12 protein-coding genes are annotated in these 16241 nt (G+C 64.0%); 5 read left to right on the forward strand and 7 right to left on the reverse strand.

Annotated elements, in window-relative coordinates:
- Nucleotides 1–3: 3 nt before the first annotated feature.
- Nucleotides 4–2208, reverse strand: a complete 2205-nt coding sequence (locus ACFQ4G_RS08530; protein WP_238208839.1) for a transglycosylase domain-containing protein — start codon at nt 2206–2208, stop codon at nt 4–6.
- 242 nt (nt 2209–2450) lie between these two features.
- Nucleotides 2451–4649, reverse strand: a complete 2199-nt coding sequence (locus tag ACFQ4G_RS08535) for a hypothetical protein (protein WP_238208840.1) — start codon at nt 4647–4649, stop codon at nt 2451–2453.
- 471 nt (nt 4650–5120) lie between these two features.
- Here ACFQ4G_RS08535 and ACFQ4G_RS08540 point away from each other — a divergent pair, with 471 nt between their 5' ends.
- Entirely contained in the window at nt 5121–6614 is a 1494-nt protein-coding gene (locus ACFQ4G_RS08540) for a glycosyltransferase family 61 protein (protein ID WP_238208841.1), read from the forward strand.
- Between the two features lie 181 nt (nt 6615–6795).
- On the opposite strand, the gene ACFQ4G_RS08545 is transcribed toward ACFQ4G_RS08540, so the two are convergent.
- The 4 genes from ACFQ4G_RS08545 to gntA are packed head-to-tail and all read right to left on the reverse strand — an operon-like array spanning nt 6796 to nt 9506.
- Complete coding sequence (locus tag ACFQ4G_RS08545) at nt 6796–7377, reverse strand: DNA-3-methyladenine glycosylase (RefSeq protein ID WP_238208842.1); 582 nt, start codon at nt 7375–7377, stop codon at nt 6796–6798.
- 10 nt (nt 7378–7387) lie between these two features.
- The gene (rnhA, locus tag ACFQ4G_RS08550; RefSeq protein ID WP_238208843.1) at nt 7388–8104 is read right to left on the reverse strand and encodes a ribonuclease HI; all 717 of its coding nucleotides are present in this window, start codon (nt 8102–8104) and stop codon (nt 7388–7390) included.
- A 51-nt stretch (nt 8105–8155) separates the two neighbouring features.
- Nucleotides 8156–8803: a DUF1989 domain-containing protein gene (locus ACFQ4G_RS08555; RefSeq protein WP_238208844.1), complete on the reverse strand. Its 648-nt coding sequence runs from the start codon at nt 8801–8803 to the stop codon at nt 8156–8158.
- On the reverse strand, nt 8784–9506 hold the full coding sequence (gntA, locus tag ACFQ4G_RS08560; protein ID WP_238208845.1) for a guanitoxin biosynthesis heme-dependent pre-guanitoxin N-hydroxylase GntA: 723 nt from the start codon (nt 9504–9506) through the stop codon (nt 8784–8786). The genes ACFQ4G_RS08555 and gntA overlap by 20 nt, the downstream gene beginning before the upstream one ends.
- Nucleotides 9507–10229: 723 nt before the next feature.
- Here gntA and ACFQ4G_RS08565 point away from each other — a divergent pair.
- Nucleotides 10230–11294: an adenylate/guanylate cyclase domain-containing protein gene (locus tag ACFQ4G_RS08565; protein ID WP_238208846.1), complete on the forward strand. Its 1065-nt coding sequence runs from the start codon at nt 10230–10232 to the stop codon at nt 11292–11294.
- Nucleotides 11295–11547: 253 nt separating this feature from the next.
- Here the strand turns inward: ACFQ4G_RS08565 and ACFQ4G_RS08570 are convergent, their stop codons facing one another.
- Nucleotides 11548–13008 (reverse strand): aminotransferase-like domain-containing protein, encoded by a 1461-nt coding sequence (locus tag ACFQ4G_RS08570; RefSeq protein ID WP_379040086.1) that lies wholly within the window; start codon nt 13006–13008, stop codon nt 11548–11550.
- Between the two features lie 354 nt (nt 13009–13362).
- Here ACFQ4G_RS08570 and ACFQ4G_RS08575 point away from each other — a divergent pair, with 354 nt between their 5' ends.
- From ACFQ4G_RS08575 to ACFQ4G_RS08585, 3 genes are all read left to right on the forward strand, one after another.
- On the forward strand, nt 13363–13845 hold the full coding sequence (locus ACFQ4G_RS08575; protein WP_018041839.1) for an MSMEG_0572/Sll0783 family nitrogen starvation response protein: 483 nt from the start codon (nt 13363–13365) through the stop codon (nt 13843–13845).
- Between the two features lie 263 nt (nt 13846–14108).
- Nucleotides 14109–15200, forward strand: coding sequence for a Nit6803 family nitrilase (locus ACFQ4G_RS08580; protein WP_238208859.1), 1092 nt, complete (start codon nt 14109–14111; stop codon nt 15198–15200).
- Nucleotides 15145–16233 carry an MSMEG_0568 family radical SAM protein gene (locus ACFQ4G_RS08585; protein WP_238208860.1) on the forward strand — a complete coding sequence of 363 codons (1089 nt, stop codon included), beginning with the start codon at nt 15145–15147 and terminating at the stop codon, nt 16231–16233. Before ACFQ4G_RS08580 ends, ACFQ4G_RS08585 begins: the two co-directional genes overlap by 56 nt.
- The last annotated feature ends 8 nt before the right edge of the window (nt 16234–16241 follow it).

Here is a 16241-nt window from a genome sequence, read left to right on the forward strand (position 1 = left end):
TGCCTACTCCCCCACCCCGAACAGCTTCTCCAGAAAATTTCGGTCGTCCTGGCTCGGACCCTGACCCGGACCGCGGGCGCGCTGGTTGGCGGCGACGCGGGGCGGCGGCGCGGCGGACTGGGTTTCGCCGAGCAGCGCCCCGATCAGGCCTCCCGGCGTGGTGCCGGTGGTGGCGGGAACGTCGGCCGGGCCGCGGTTGCGCCAATGGTTGGAGCCCGGCAGCATGCTCGGCGTCTGGCCCTTGAGGGCCACGGTCATGTAGGCCTTCCAGATCTCGCCGGGCAGATTGCCGCCCGAGACCTTCTTGGTGGATTCTCCGTCGTCGTTGCCGAGCCAGACCCCGGTCACCAGGGTCGACGAGTAGCCGATGAACCAGGCATCGCGGAAATCCTGGCTGGTGCCGGTCTTGCCGGCGAGGTCCCAGCCCGGAACTTCGGCCTTCCGGGCGGTGCCGGAGACGAAGGTCTCGTGCATCATCGCGTTCATCATCGAGTCGGTCTCGACGCTCATCACCCGGCCGAGATTGGTGTCCTTGCGCTGGTAGAGCACCTTGCCGGACGCGCCCTTCACGTTGGCGATGACGTAGGGGATCACCCCCGTGCCGCCATTGGCGAAGGCGGCGTAGGCGCCCACCATCTCCAGCGGCGTCACCTCGGAGGTGCCGAGCGCCAACGAGCCGTTGGCCTGGAGCGGCGAGGAGATGCCGAGGCGCTGGGCCGCCTGCACCACGGCCTTGGGGCCGACCTCCTGGCCGAGGCGCACCGCCACGGTGTTGAGGGAGAGCGCCAGGGCCTCGCGCAGGGTCACCGGACCACGATAGTCCCGAGAATAGTTCTCGGGGTTCCAGCCCTTGATGCTGATCGGCGCGTCGTCGCGCACGGTGTCCGGGGTCAGCCCGCGCTCCACGGCGGCGAGGTAGACGAAGGGCTTGAACGAGGAGCCGGGCTGGCGCTTGGCGGTGGTGGCCCGGTTGAACTGGCTCTGGGCGTAGTCGCGCCCGCCGATGAGGGCGCGGATCGCCCCGTCCGGCTTCATCGAGACCACGGCGCCCTGGGCCACGTTGTAGCGCACGCCCTTCTGGTTCAACTCGTCGACGAGGGCCTTCTCGGCCGCGCCCTGGAGGCGGGTGTCGACCGTGGTGGTGACGACGATGTCGGTGTCGAATTTCGGCAGGAAATCGTCGAGCACGTCCATGACGAGGTCGGCGACGTAGCTCGCCGAGCCGCCGCCGCGGCTGCTCGCCGGCCGGGCGGGGGTGGCGAGCGCCAGCTTCACGTCGGCGGGCTTGGCGAAGCCCAGCTCCTCCATGGCGGCCAGAACCTGCGCCGCGCGCGCCTGGGCGGCGGGCAAATTGCGGTTGGGCGCGAGCCGCGAGGGCGCCTGGACGAGGCCGCCGAGCATGGCGGCCTCCGCCAGCGTCACCGCCTTGGCGGGCTTGCCGAAATAGCGCTGGGCGGCCGCTTCGACGCCGTAGGCGCCGGCGCCGAAATAGACCCGGTTCAGGTAGAGTTCGAGGATCTCGTCCTTGGTGTAGCGGTGCTCCAGCCACAGGGCGAGGATCGCCTCCTGGATCTTTCGCGAGGCAGAGCGTTCGGGCGTCAGGAACAGGTTCTTGGCGAGTTGCTGCGTCAGGGTCGAGCCGCCCTGCGAGACGCCGCGCCGGGTGATGTTCTGGCCGATGGCGCGGGCGATGCCGACGGGATCGACGCCGAAATGGCTGTAGAACCGCCGGTCCTCGATCGCCACGAAGGCGCGCGGCAGGTAGGGCGGCAATTCGGTGATGCCGACCACCCGGCCGCCGGTCTCGCCGCGATTGGCGAGGAGCGAGCCGTCGCTGGCGAGGATCGCGATGTTGGGCGGGCGCTTGGGCACCGCGAGCTGGTCGATCGGCGGCAGTTGCGAGGCGTGATAGGCGACGAGCCCCGCGATGGCGATGACGCCCCACAAGCCGAGGACGAGGGTACCGTAGACGAGGCCGCCGAAGAACGAGCGCCGGCGCGCCTTGCGGGCGGGCGCCTTTACCCGTGAAGGGGCGCGCCGCGGCGCGTCGCCCTGGCCGTTGCTGCTGGTCGTGCGCTTGCCCACACCGCCTCCGGCGCGATCGTCGCCGCTGAGCCGCAGGTTGAGATCGCCACGCCCTCCGATGCGCCCTTCGGGCACGTCGAAATTCGGCTCCTCCCGCCCGCCACCCTTGCGTCCGTTCGCCATGCGTTCCGTCTGAACCCGTAAGCCCTCGCGATTCGAGAGGCTCCGGTTCCGCACGGTAAATACGGCGGGTTTAAGGGTTCTTAACCCGGATCATTTTAAGGTTTTGATACGATGGGGGAATTTCGGGTCGGCGATCGGATGCCCTCAGATGCCGCCAAAAATTCGATTGTCGAACTTTCTGTAGATACCACGACACCTATTGCGATTGCATTTGTTATTTATAAATATTATGCAGAAAAATCTTATACAATCAAAATATCGTTAAAAGAAAGATTTTTGAGGTTATTATCTATTACTAGAAAATTTATAGCTGCAAGCTTTCCATTTCCGTCTGCATCATAAGACAAGACACCGGTTTTGTGATTGTACAGAATTCGATCGGTCTCATCAAGCTTGCCTGGAAATAATTCAATATTCTTAAAAGCATCTTCACTTAGAATGCCAGCGGGTAATGTTTTAAAAATGGTATTTGACAAATTGATTTTGTCAGATTTTTTAGTAAAGTCTGTAATATGGTCGATGTTGCTTGCGCCCAGCGCAGTGGTGAAAGCAAAAATGTCACGGCCAAGGTCACCTGTCAGCACATCGGAACCGGCTCCGCCATTGAGATAGTCTGCACCATTGGAACCCGAAATCGTGTCGTTGACCGATCCGCCAGTGACGACCATGGCTGTAAAACTGTTATTGGAACTGAGACCGGAAGCCTGAAAACCGTCGAAGTAGATATGATTGGAACTGATATCCGCAGCGGTCGTCAAAGCCGACAGGTCGGCTTCGAGCTTCTGCACGCGATATACCTCCACCGTGCCCCGCGAGGCCGCGTCAACGACGAGTTTGTTGTTGCCGGCTCCGCCGTCGAGGAACGACTGAGAAGATTGGCTCGCATCCCCCGCCGTGAAGGTGTTGGACAGACTAAAGCCGCGGAGGTCGATCGTATCCTTGCCGGAGCCCAGCGTTACAAAGAAATGTTCGAAGCCCTGGATCGCGGTGTTTGGCGCCAGCGTCACCGTCGCCGTTGCCTGATCGATTGGTCGAAAAGTGACCGCCGTCTTGATACTGCTCAGGTTGAGTTCGAGTGTATCGTTTCCGGTGCCGCCGATCATCGTGGCGCCGACAGCGCCAACGACATAGTCATCACCGGATCCACCGTCGAGCGTGTCACCCTCGCTGCCTGTCAGCCGGTCGTTGCCGCCTCGCCCGCGAAGCGTATCAATGCCCACTCCTCCAGAGATTATGTCGTTGGCCGATCCGCCAGTGACGACCATGGCTGTAAAACTGTTATGGTAGTTGGGGCCGGAAGCCCGAAAACCGTCGAAATGGACGTAATCGGAGCTGATATCGGCAGCGGTCGTCAAAGCCGACAGGTCGGCTTCGAGCGTCTGCACCCTAGCTAACTCCACCGTGCCCCGCGAGGCCGCGTCAACGACGAGTTTGTTGTTGCCGGCTCCGCCGTCGAGGAACGACTGAGAAGATTGGCTCGCATCCCCCGCCGTGAAGGTGTTGGACAGGCTAAAGCCGCGGAGGTCGATCGTATCCTTGCCGGAACCCAGCGTTACAAAGAAATGTTCGAAGCCCTGGATCGTGGTGTTTGGTGCCAGTGTCACCGTCGCCGTTGCCTGATCGATTGGTCGAAAAGTGACCGCCGTCTTGATACTGCTCAGGTTGAGTTCGAGTGTATCGTTTCCGGTGCCGCCGATCATCGTGGTGCCGACAGCGCCAACGACATAGTCATCACCGGATCCACCATCGAGTGTGTCACCCTCGCTGCCTGTCAGCCGGTCGTTGCCACTGTCTCCATAAAGAAGGTCCCGGCCTTCCCATCCAGTGAATGTATCGTTGCCGCGGCCACCGTGCGCCACTCCGCCGTTTCGAAAACCCTCGGCGCCTGCTCTACCCCCGTACGGCTGGAAGGTGTCGTTTGCTGCAGAGCCAATATAGTTATAATCCTGAGCAAATAATATTTTGAGCAAGTCTCCGGAAGGACTTGGGGCTTCGACCGGTCTCGGATCGTGCGATGTTTCGCTGTGAATAGCACCGAAGAAACGGACTGCATCGTAACGTAATTTTAGTTCTGGAGAAGCATACAAATCTTTTGTCGCGTAATTCCAAGACTGATCGAGAGTCCAATGGAATCCACTTTTAATTCCTTCTTTATTGTATTCGTAAATTTTTTTGATGACAGTTTTACTTGAAAAATTGCCATCTGCAAACGCTTCGACAGAACCCTTTGACCACCATTTTTCAGAATTATACTTTGAGCCTAGCGTATAATCAAATATTCCAGCGTAATAAGTTTCACCGTTGGCATCAACATCTGTAGCAATAATTTTGACGGTCATTTTTTCCACCAAAATGGGTGCCGCAATAATTTCTCCATATAGTACAGGATTCATTAATTGTGGTTGCAATTTGGCAACACAATGCTCAAAGTGGAAGGTCAAAGACTAAATTCTATGTTTAGCATTATGCATCGGATCGCGATATTAGAATATTAGTGAAATTAGATTGCTAAAATAAATATTCGATATATCGTAATAAACATAGAAAGATAAATTTTATATTGAATTATGATAAATTATAGACGTTCATCTTTACATTGATCGTCATACCAAATTTTTATATCTATGCCGAAAACTTCGGATATCAGCTTTGAATTTCAGCGAGGTTATTCGGGCCAAGCCCATGCGGCTTCGGTCAAACGGGTTTTTGCTCGCCCTTCACGTGGTAAGATGCGGCGCCGGCGGAGGACTGGTGATAGGGCCGTCTTTGCTGTCGACGCCTCGGAGCCTGTTCGAGTTGTTTTTCCAAGGCATGACCTCATTCTGAGGTGGTCTGATGGGATGATCGACTCTTGCATGAGAACCTGCGGATGAATTCGATCAAACAGGCTCCGACGCGGCGAGCTTTTGGACTTGAAAGGTAACTGGATGCAGCCGGTTGAAGAAGAGACCGCGACCGTCGAGGCGGCCGATCCTCACCGGACGCCACAGGTCAAACATGCTCTCCGGTTGGCCCGGAAACTTGCCGCTGCAGGTCGGTGGCGCAAACTGTTGCTGACGCTGCCGGACATCGAGGCAGGCGGCGATCATCCCGACCTGTTGATCGAACGCGTTCGCGCCGCGATCGAGCTCGGCGATAAAAGCCAGATCGCGATTTTCACGAACGCGTCCTTATCGATCGAAAATCCGAAGATCCGTATCAAGTTCGCCTCTTTATTGGCGAGCGGCAACGAACCTCTTCATGCATGGACGTTATTGGAATCGGTATCCGCGGTCGATATCGATGGCAGGTTTTTAAAAGTCGCGCGACGGATCGTGAATTCGACGGAAGACGAGGCGCTCCATAAAGCCGTGTACGGTGTCATCGGCTCCGATATCAGGGTCGTGGCAGGCGCTCCCACGCCAGTCGAGCATCGCTTCCCCGGCGACGTCGGTCCGCCGGGTCCCTCGACGGGAAACTTGAACATCGTGCGCTTGCCGGGTGTTTCAGCGGGCATCGAGAAGAAAGTTCACGCTTTATGGGCGACTTTCGACGAAACGCTTTTGGGCGACCCTATCCCTTATATCCGAGAATATAACGACGTCTTTGTCAACAAATTCGGGCAAATCTGGTCGCCGGCAGGATACTTTGTCAGTTCTGCAGATCGGCCCATGCCGAAGCCGATCAGTTCCGACGACGTCCCGCATGTAAAATCGGCATTCAGCTGTGTTCGTGGAAGCAAGGGCTATTTCACGTGGCTGATCAATTATATCCCGGCCTTGAGCTGGTGCCTCAGTCCAGAAACTCCAAAATGCACCATTCTGATGCGGAAGGAACTCCACGATCTTACCGCCAGCACCCTGGCTCCCTTGGGGATTGGCGAGGATGAGATCGTCGCAATGACCGGAACGGTATTCTGCGAGCGGCTCTATGTCGGAACGCCCGCCATGTCGGCGCTCGGGCGGACGAACGCCTACGCGGATTCCTATGGTAGACTGAAGCACTGTGCGGCGCTCCAGAATCGTGGGGATACGCCCAAGCGCCTCTATATTTCGAGACGCGACTCCCTTCGGCGTTCCATGACGAACGAAGCCGAGTTCGAGGCCAGGATCGCGGAACGCGGGTTCACGCCTGTGGTGCTGAGCCAATTGGGATTGCTCGAGAAGATCAATCTGTTCCAGAACGCAGAGGTCGTGATCGGGGCTCACGGTGCCGGTTTATCGCATCTCGTCTTTGCGAAACCCGGACTCCGTGTCGTGGAAATGATGCCCGCGACAATGAACCAGTTCCTTCATATGAACGCGCGCGTGTGCTTCTCATCGCTGTCGCGCGTGTATGGGCATCGTCACACCGTGGTGCTGCATCCCATGAACCCTGCGACATCCGCATGGTCCTCCGATGCGGATAGGATCGCCGATTTGGTGTGAGCCGGTCGCGCGTCACATCCTGACTACGCTTTACTTGGCCGCCGTCTCCGCAGCGAGACAATCGACCCGGCACCCGACGCCGGTCGCTCGCTTCGCCCCTCCTTCGACGCCGCTTCGAAGACCGTGATCCGACCATCGGCGCTCGATCCCTGACGGGCGTGGGCGCATTCGACCGGGGGGCCTAACCCGCCGCGCTGAAAGGCACGGCATGGCGCGATCCCGGCCGGCTCACGGACCGCGACCCGGCCAGCAGGAACCGCCACGGAATCTCCGCGCCCTTGGTGATCCCGATGCGGCGGTCCGCCAGGATCGCCGGTACGCTCGTTCGGGGCGTGACGGCGAAGGGGGGCTGGTCGAGGGGTAGACCATCGTGGAGCACGGTGACGGCGAGCGCCTGGCACAGCCGGCCCGGCCCGGCGCAGAGGAGGCGGGGCGCGTCGAGGCCGCGGCGGTCGCGCATGGCGTCGATCCCGATCTCCGGTTCGATCGCCCGGATCAGGACCGCGCTGCCCGGCTCGCAGACCACGTTCAGGCACCAGTGGATGCCGTAGGAGCGATAGACATAGGCATGGCCCGCCGGCCCGAACATGCTGGCATTGCGCCGCGTCGGGCCGCCGAAACTATGGGAGGCCGGGTCGGTCCGATCATAGGCCTCGGTCTCGACGATCATGCCGCCGATGCCGGAGACCAGCAGGCGGCAGCCGATCAGGTCGGCGGCGACGATCGATGCCGGCCGCGCATAGAATTCCGCATCGAGGGTCACTGATCGAGGGTCACTGGCCGCCGGGACCGCCCTCGAGCGTCCGAGCGATGCCCGCCGGGCCGAGCTTCAGCGCCACCCGGATCGCCCGCTCGACATAGGCCTGAGGCGTCAGCCCCGCGAGCTTGGCCGCCCGCGACACGTCGAGGCCGAGCCCGAGATCGATGGCCACCTGCGTCGTGCGCGGAGACGGAGCGACGGGCGCCGCCACCGCGTCCGGCGTCGGCACGACGGCCGGGACGGCGGGAGCCTGGACCGGCTCCTGCTTCGGTGCCAGGCCGAGCGCTTCGCGTCGTCCCTGTGCGGCCAGCCGGTCGGCGCGCTCGTTGCCGACATTGCCGGTATGGCCCCGCACCCAGGTCCATTTCACGTCGCGGGCGGCGTTGAGGGCGTCGAGTTCCTGCATCAGCTCGACGTTCTTCACCGGCCCGGTGCTGGTGCGCCAGCCCTTGGCCTTCCAGCCGCGCATCCATTCGGTCACCGACTTGATGACGTACTGGCTGTCGCAGCGCATCTCGATGGCGGAGCCGGCGGGGAAGTGGGACAGGGCCTTGATCGCGGCGGTCAGTTCCATGCGGTTGTTGGTGGTGGCGCGGTCTCCGCCGCAGAGCTCGACCTTGCCCTCCGGTCCCTCGATCACCACGCCCCAGCCGCCCGGGCCGGGATTGGGATCGCAGCCGCCATCGGCATAGACGACGGCTCGGGCGAGGGCGGGCTTCGTGGTCGTCATGACGCTGGTCTCGTGTGCAGGGCAGCGGGGCCCCTAGCACGAGCCGCACGGTCAGGGCGATCGCAGCGGCGCATCGGCGGGCCGGATTTCGTACTGGATCGGCTTGAAGGCATTGTTGTTCGATTGCAGGGCCGAACAGGCGGTGAGCCCGACGATGAGATCGATCTCGGCCTCGAAGGTCACGTGGTCGCCGGCCCGGCTCAGGGGCGGCTCGACCTTCAGTTCCCCGGTCTCGCCATTCACCACGACGTTCATGAACACGTTGAAGGCGACCGGGATGCGGTCCGGCCCGATGCCATAGGGCGCGAGGGCCGCCGCGAGGTTGCCGAAGCAGCCCCTGTGCGGATGCGCGTCGCCGTAGATGATCCGGAACGTGTCGGCGGAGCAGGGCGTGAGGAGGAAATCGTGCCGGCCCACCGTGTCCTCGACGATGCGCAGGAGGATGTTGGAGCGATTGGAATAGATCGGGTCGCCCGTCGTCAGGTAGATGCGGCTGGCGTAATCGAGGGTCCGGCCGGACGAGATCACTTCGTCGCGGTCCGCCCGCGAGAAGGCGAGGAGATCGGCCACCTGCTCGCCCTTCGGGTCGATGACCGTGAGGCGATCGCCCTTGGCGAGCTCGAAGGCGACGCCGCTGCGGGGCGCGATCTCGTGGCGTCGGATCGGGGGCAGGGCGGTCTCAGGCTGCATCGCGGCCATCCTCCCTGACGCGATCGTTCGCGCTCGTCGCCCGCCCCCGGAACGGACAGACCCAGTCGCCGCCGACGGCGCGACCGCTGTACTGGCGAGCCTCCGACGCATCGCCGTGCCGGGCCAGCATGGGGTTGATCGAGCCGGCCAGCGCCTCGTCGCGGGCGAGGATCGCCGAGCGCAGCCCCTCGTAGCGGCCTTCCTCGCGCAGCTGCTCGAACTGGGCGCGCAGGTTGAAGACGAGGACGGGATGCGAGAAGCGCCGGGCCGGCCGGCTCGCGCCGGGATGCATTCCTACCATGAAGAACGCCTCGCCGCCGAAGGAGAGGGCGAAATGCGGGTCGTTCGGGTCCGCCTGCACCCGCTTGTCGTAACGCTGGCCGAGGAAGGCGTCCTTGTCCGACAGGGACTGCACCCGGTCCCACAGGTGCCGCTCGAACCGCTCCTCGGACAGGAGGGACGCCTTCTCGAACACGACGGCGAAGCTCTGGAACAGCTTCGGATTCGCCCGGTAACGGCAGATGAAGGCGAGGAGCGCCGGATAGATCCGCGTATCGTCCCAGCCCGAGGCGACGTCGCGCGCGACCAGGACCTTCAGCTGCCCCTTGGCGAGGGCCGATTTCGCGCCGACGCAGGGGAAAGGTTGGTCCTTGATGAAGGCGTGGAACTCCTGCGCGAGCGGATGGGCGGCATCGTCGGTGGGAAACAGCATGGGGCTCCGGAATATCGTCGGTCGGGTGCGGAGCGGCGCCAGGAGGCGGCCACCCCGCGAGGGACATGGCCAACCGATCGCTGCCGGGGATGTTCCGCGCCGCGCAGGGACAGGACGTCGCTATCCACAGGATTGCCCGAGATCAGCCAAGACGAGGGCGGATTCGCCACGGGCCTTCGCCGAGATGAATTGGTCTTGTTTCGTACATTCCGCCGGTAGTGTCGGGCTGCTTTGCTGAAACATCTTGGGTTCGACTTGCAGCGGGTTCGCCAAGACTCTGCGGCGGCGGTTCGCGAATGCCGTGAACGAGAGCAGCACCGGATGGTGCGGAATGGCCTGGCCGATCTCTGTGGCTTCGCGCGTCTTCTACGCCGCCGTGCCGCAATCGGTCTGGACGAGCCGCCTCCTCTCGGGCGCGAGGTCGTCGCCGGTGGCGACGCCGGGAAGCCGGGACGGTCTAGGCGAGCCCTCTGTCGCTTTCCGTCCGGAATGCGCGGCTTCTCCTACGGATGCGTATTTCCTGAAAGCCGAGACCGGCCGCGACGGCAGGGCCGGCCTCCCGTTCCCTGCAGGCCGATGGTGCGCGGCCTCGACCGGCCGAGGCAAGGGCAGGCGCTTGCTTCGCCGAGGCCCGTGACTTAAAAAAATCAAGTAAAGGCAAATCCCGGAATTTGGAATAGACCATTCGATCGGCTCGGGGGAGGGTTTTCGGTGGGATATGATGTGTCTTCGCTGCCGGTCGCGATCGCAGGCGTACAGGTGAGGATCATCGATCTTTTCAAGGGCCGCGCCTCTCTCGGCTATGTGGTGCTTTCCGCGACTGCGATATTTTTATTCGACACATGGAGCCCGCTGCATTTCGCCGTCGCTGTGCTCTATAGCGTCGTCATCGTTCTCGCGACGCTGTGGTTCAAGCGACTCGGCACTGTCAGGACCGCGGCGCTCTGCGCGTCGCTGACCTGCCTGAGCTTCGTCATCACGCATGGCTCGGATCTGGACGGCAGCGCCCTGGCCCGTACGCTGATCAGCCTCGCCGCCATCGCCATCACCACGAAACTGGCCGTGTTGAACATCGCGACCCGTGAACGGCTGATCGCGCTGGGGAAGGAAAAGGACAATCTCGCCCGGTTCTTCTCGCCGGCCATCGTCGAGCAGATCGCGAAGAACGACATCGCGTTTTCGACGACACGGTACGAGCCTGCCGCAGTCCTCTTCGTCGACATGATCGGGTTCACGAAGTTCTGCAGCGTTCTCCGGCCGCAGGACGTGATCGCCATGCTGCGCGAATTGCTCTGCATGTTGAGTGACAGCGTCTTCGATCACCACGGCACCGTCGACAAGTTCACGGGCGACGGTCTGATCGCCGTCTTCGGCACTCCCGTCTCCAGCCCGTTGAATGCGACGAATGCCGTTCGGTGTGCACTGACGATGCAGGAGAGGCTTCAAGCGTGGAACGAGACACGTGCGGCGATGGGGCAGGACGCCGTCGCCGTCGCCGTCGGCATTCATTACGGCGATGTCGTGCTCGGCGATGTCGGATGTGAAAGCCGGCTCGAACTGACGGTTCTGGGCGATACCGTCAATGTCGCGAGCCGCGTCGAGAACCATTGCCGGGCCGCGAATGCCTCGATCCTGATCACGGACGCCGTGGTCGAACGAATGGAGCGCGAGGGAAGCGACAGGACGGTGAGACGGTTCACCGACCGGGGTCTTCACACGATCCGCGGGCATTCGGATGCCATACGGCTCTTTGCGATCCCGAGGGATGCGGAACCCGCCATTCCTTGAGCTTGAGGCAAGTCACGGCTTGTACCAAGTGTCAGTGACACCGACCCATAGGTCGTGGTCACCGAAGCCCGGCGGACGACCGCCGCCGCGCGGTCGCGCGGGTAAGCCTTGATGGGTCATACTCATCGAGGCTTGGTATTGGCGATGTCCCGAGTGGCTCGTCGGCCGATGCAGCACGATTCCCGATGTTGCCCCGCCGCATTTGACCGATGATCCACAATCCCTGCGGGCAGGAAGCGCCGGATGTGATCCGTCAGATATAGGCCGAAGCCAGCGCGGGTGAGTGCGACAGGACATGGGCCAGGATTTCCAGCGATTGCGCGATCTCCGCGCGGCTGGCGAGGCCGCCGAGGCAGATTCGCACGGCTTCCGGTGCTTCTCCTGCCGCGAGGAAGGCGTCGCTCGCCACCGCGCCGATCCCCGCCGCGCGGGCTTGGCTGGCGAAGGCCGAGCGGGTCCAGCCCTGGGGCAGTGATAGCCAGAGATGGAAGCCGGCCGGGTCGGCGGTCACGCCCTTCTGCCCCAGAAGTTCGGCGGCGATGGCCTGTCGCGCCCGCGATTCCGAACGGACGAAGGCGACGATCGCTTCGGCGGTGCCGTCGCCGATCCAGCGCGTGGCGAGCGCCGTGGTGATCGGCGAGGCCATCACCGTTGAGGCGCGCAGGGCCGCCGTCAGCTGGAGCGCCGCCCGCGCGCTGGGCGCCAGCATGTAGGCGAGCCGCAGGCCCGCGCCGAGGCATTTGGCCAGACCCGCGACGTGATAGGTGATCTCCGGCGCTAGCTGGTAGAACGGCACCGGTGGCGTCACCGGCACGAAACCGTAGGCATCGTCCTCGATGATCGCCACGTTGTAGCGCCGCGCCACCGTGACGATGGCCGCGCGGCGCGCCGCCGAGATGGTGACCGTGGTCGGGTTCTGCAGGGTCGGGTTGAGATAGAGCGCCTTCGGAGCGTGCCGGGTGCAGATCGCCGCAAAGCCGGCGGCGTCGATCCCTTCCGCATCCATGGGCAACCCGACGAGGCGCAGGCCGAGATGAGCCGCGAGGGCCCGCGCGCCGGGATAGGTCAGCGCCTCGCAGCAGATCGTGTCGCCGGGCTGCGCCACCAGGCTCATGACGGCGCCGAGGGCGGCATGGGCGCCGGGGCAGATCAGCAGGCGGTCGCGCGATGCTTCGAGGCCGCGGCGGCGAAGCCATTCGATCGCCGCCTCCTTGTCCTCGTGCGTCCCGCCGAAGCCCTGGTAGCGCAGCAGGTTCGGCAGATCCTCCGAGACTGCCGCGAGGCCGGCCTGCATCCGTCCGAGCAGGACGGGATCGTCGGGTTCCGGCGGCAGGTTCATGGTGAAATCGACGGGGCCGTGACGGCGCGGCGCCATGGTCCTCGGATGGGGCGTGGGCGTCGCAGGCCCTGCCACGAAGGTGCCCTGGCCGACCCGCGCCTCCACCAGGCCGCGGCGCTGCGCCTCCACGTAGCCGCGCGCCACCGTGGTGAAGTTGAGGTCCAGCCGCTCGGCGAGGACGCGCTGGGGCGGCAGGCGCTCGGCGACGGAGAGTCGCCCGGTGCGGATATCGTCGGCGATGGCCTCGGCGAGGGCGAGGTAATGCGGCTTGCCCCAGCGCCCGAGATCCGGTGTCCACCCGTCCGGCAGAGGAGATGGGAGCGTCGACGACGCGGCGCGAGAGCCGAGCTTCCTCGATCGTTGTCCGGTGATCATCGCAGACCCAGTCAATTGCCAATCCATCTCGAATTGTATGGATAGCAATCGTCGTGCCGGTGATCGTCGCCCGAGGATGCCGGGAAATTTCCGGTCAATACAGTCAAATAAGTTGCCAGTATAACGGTGCATATGTCGAGCATCTATGCATCGCATGCTCGGTTTTTAGGCGTGATGGCGGGTGGGCGGGAAGGCATACCACGACGCGGATTGACCGCAGGATTGTATGTATTCACCAGCGTGAAATTGGCTGCATCGCAATAGCGTCGAAGCTGGCACGCGGATTGCCATTTCCCGATCGGCCGTCGCCGGCAATGATCGCGGCGGACATCGAGATATCAGGGAGTGTTTCCGATGCCAGCCGTCAGTGCCGAGCACCATAAGAAGGGCGATTACTTCGTCGATTACGAAGAGAAGGTCTTCGAGGACGTGAAGGCCGAGCCGGGCCAGAAGGCGCTCGTCACCTTCCACACCGTGGCCTTCGAGGGCTCGATCGGTTTCGTGAACCTGCTCCAGGCGACGCGCCTGCTGCGCAAGGGCTTCGAGACCTCAGTGCTGCTCTACGGGCCGGGTGTGACGCTCGGCGTCCAGCGCGGCTTCCCGACGCTGGGCGACGAGGCCTTTCCCGGCCACATGAACATGAACAACCAGATCGTGAAGTTCCTCTCCGAGGGCGGCAAGGTCTATGCCTGCCGGTTCGCGCTCCAGGCCCTCTACGGCCATGGCGAGCCCTCGCTGATCGAGGGCATCCGCCCCATCGCCCCCACCGACGTCCTCGATCTCGTCCTCCTGCACAAGCGCGACAACGCCGTGGTGATCGACACCTGGACGGTGTGAGGCGCGAGGCTTCCGCTGAGCGTCCCTTCCCCGGACGGGTGGAGCGCAGCGGAACCCGATCCGGGGGCCAGCAAGGCGAGCCGCGTAGCGTCGGGATCGGCGCCCGATTGAGGCGGCGACGCCGACGCGTCTCGTTCTGCCGGCTGGATCCCGGATCACCCTCCGCTGACGCTGCGGGCGTCCGGGAAAGGGCCTGTGCGAGACGAGACCGGTGCCGTCGTGGCACCCAGCGAACAGGGAACGGACCCATGTCCGAGTCACGCTTGTCCGAGTCACGCATCGTGCGCGCCGCCGCCGTTCAGATTTCACCCGATCTGGAGCGGCCGGGCGGGACGCTGGAAAGAGTGCTCGCCGCGACCGACGAAGCGGCGGGCAAGGGCGCACGGTTCATCGTGTTCCCCGAGACCTTCGTGCCGTATTACCCGTACTTCTCCTTCATCGCCCCGCCCGCGGCGCAGGGGCCGGAGCATCTGCGACTCTACGAGGGCGCGGTGACGGTGCCGGGGCCGGTGACGCAGGCGGTCTCGGCCGCCGCGCGCCAGCACGACGCGGTGATCGTGCTCGGCATCAACGAGCGCGACCACGGCTCGCTCTACAACGCGCAGCTGATCTTCGACGCGGACGGGACGCTCCTGCTCAAGCGCCGCAAGATCACGCCGACCTATCACGAGCGCATGATCTGGGGGCAGGGCGACGGCGCCGGGCTCAAGGTGGTGGAGACCGCCGTCGGCCGGGTCGGGGCGCTGGCCTGCTGGGAGCATTACAACCCGCTCGCCCGCTACGCCCTGATGGCGCAGCACGAGGAGATCCACGCGGCCCAGTTCCCCGGCTCGATGGTCGGCCAGATCTTCGCCGACCAGATGGAAGTCACGATCCGGCATCACGCGCTGGAGGCCGCCTGTTTCGTGGTCAACGCCACCGGCTGGCTCACCGAGGCGCAGATCGCCACGATCTCCCCCGACGAGCGGATGCGCGGCGCGCTGCGCGGCGGCAATTGCACCGCCATCGTCTCGCCGGAAGGCAAGCACCTCGTCCCGCCGATGACCGAAGGCGAGGGCATCATCGTCGCCGACATGGACATGGCCCTCGTCACCAAGCGCAAGCGGATGATGGATTCCGTCGGCCATTACGCCCGTCCCGAACTCCTCAGCCTCAATCACGACGCGCGTCCCGCCCGCACCGTGGTCACCACGCACGCATCGGACACCCCGCATCCCCGGAGCACCGACCATGAGCGACTCTCCGCTGCTGACCTCCCCGGCCGCCTCGCTGCCGGTGCCGTCCCCGGTCTACCAGGGGATGCCGACCGAGCACCTGATCAACGCGCTCCAATCCTACGGAGTCAGGCTGGCTGACACCCGCGCCGGGGTCGCCAGCCGCCGGGGCGGGGCCGGCCCGTCCGACCACAAGGCGATGACCATCGCCGGCCGCACGGTCATGGTGCCGGTCCATACCGCGAGCGCCTTCGACTCGCCCTATCTCGTGCGCCGACCGGATGCCGACGGGTCGAGCCTGATCGAGCACGAGGGCACGGTGATCGGCCGGGTGACGTTTCCGGGCAAGCCACGCTTCTACGGGCTGCAGACCCTCGACGGGGTGCCCTATTCGAAGATCGCCGTGCTGCACGGCCGCGACGTGCTCGCCACCACGGTGCTCCAGACCTGCATCCGCTACCAGAGCCGCACCAGGACCTGCCGGTTCTGCTCCATCGGGCAGTCCCTCGCGGCGGGACGCACCGTCGCCCACAAGACGCCGCAGCAACTGGCCGAGGTGGCGCGCGCCGCCGTCCTCCTCGACGGCGTCAAGCATATGGTGATGACCACGGGCACGCCCAACGCCACCGACCGGGGGGCGGCCGTGCTCTGCGAGAGCGCCTTCGCGGTGAAGGCGGCCGTGGACCTGCCGATCCAGGCCCAGTGCGAACCGCCGGACGACGACCGCTGGTTCGCCCGGCTGAAAGCCTCGGGCGTCGACGCACTGGGCATGCATCTCGAGGCGGTGACCCCGGAGGTGCGCGCCGCAATCATGCCCGGCAAAGCGAGCGTGCCGCTGGAGCGCTACTATGACGCCTTCGCGGCCGCCGTGCCTGTCTTCGGCAAGGGCCAGGTCTCGACCTACATCCTCGCCGGCCTCGGCGACACGGCGGGGGCCATCCTGACGATGGCCGAGCGCCTCATCGCCATGGGCGTCTATCCCTTCGTGGTGCCGTTCGTGCCGATCTCCGGCACGCCGCTGGAGGACCATCCCGCCCCCTCGCCGGATTTCATGCATTCCGTGCTGGCACCGCTCGCGGCGATGCTGGCGGGGGCGGGGCTGCGTTCCACCGACATCAAGGCCGGATGCGGCCGCTGCGGCGCCTGCTCGGCGCTCTCCACCTACGAGCGCTGAGGCGACGC

The sequence above is a fragment of the Methylobacterium marchantiae genome, assembly GCF_042679825.1.
Classification (GTDB): Bacteria; Pseudomonadota; Alphaproteobacteria; order Rhizobiales; family Beijerinckiaceae; genus Methylobacterium; species Methylobacterium marchantiae.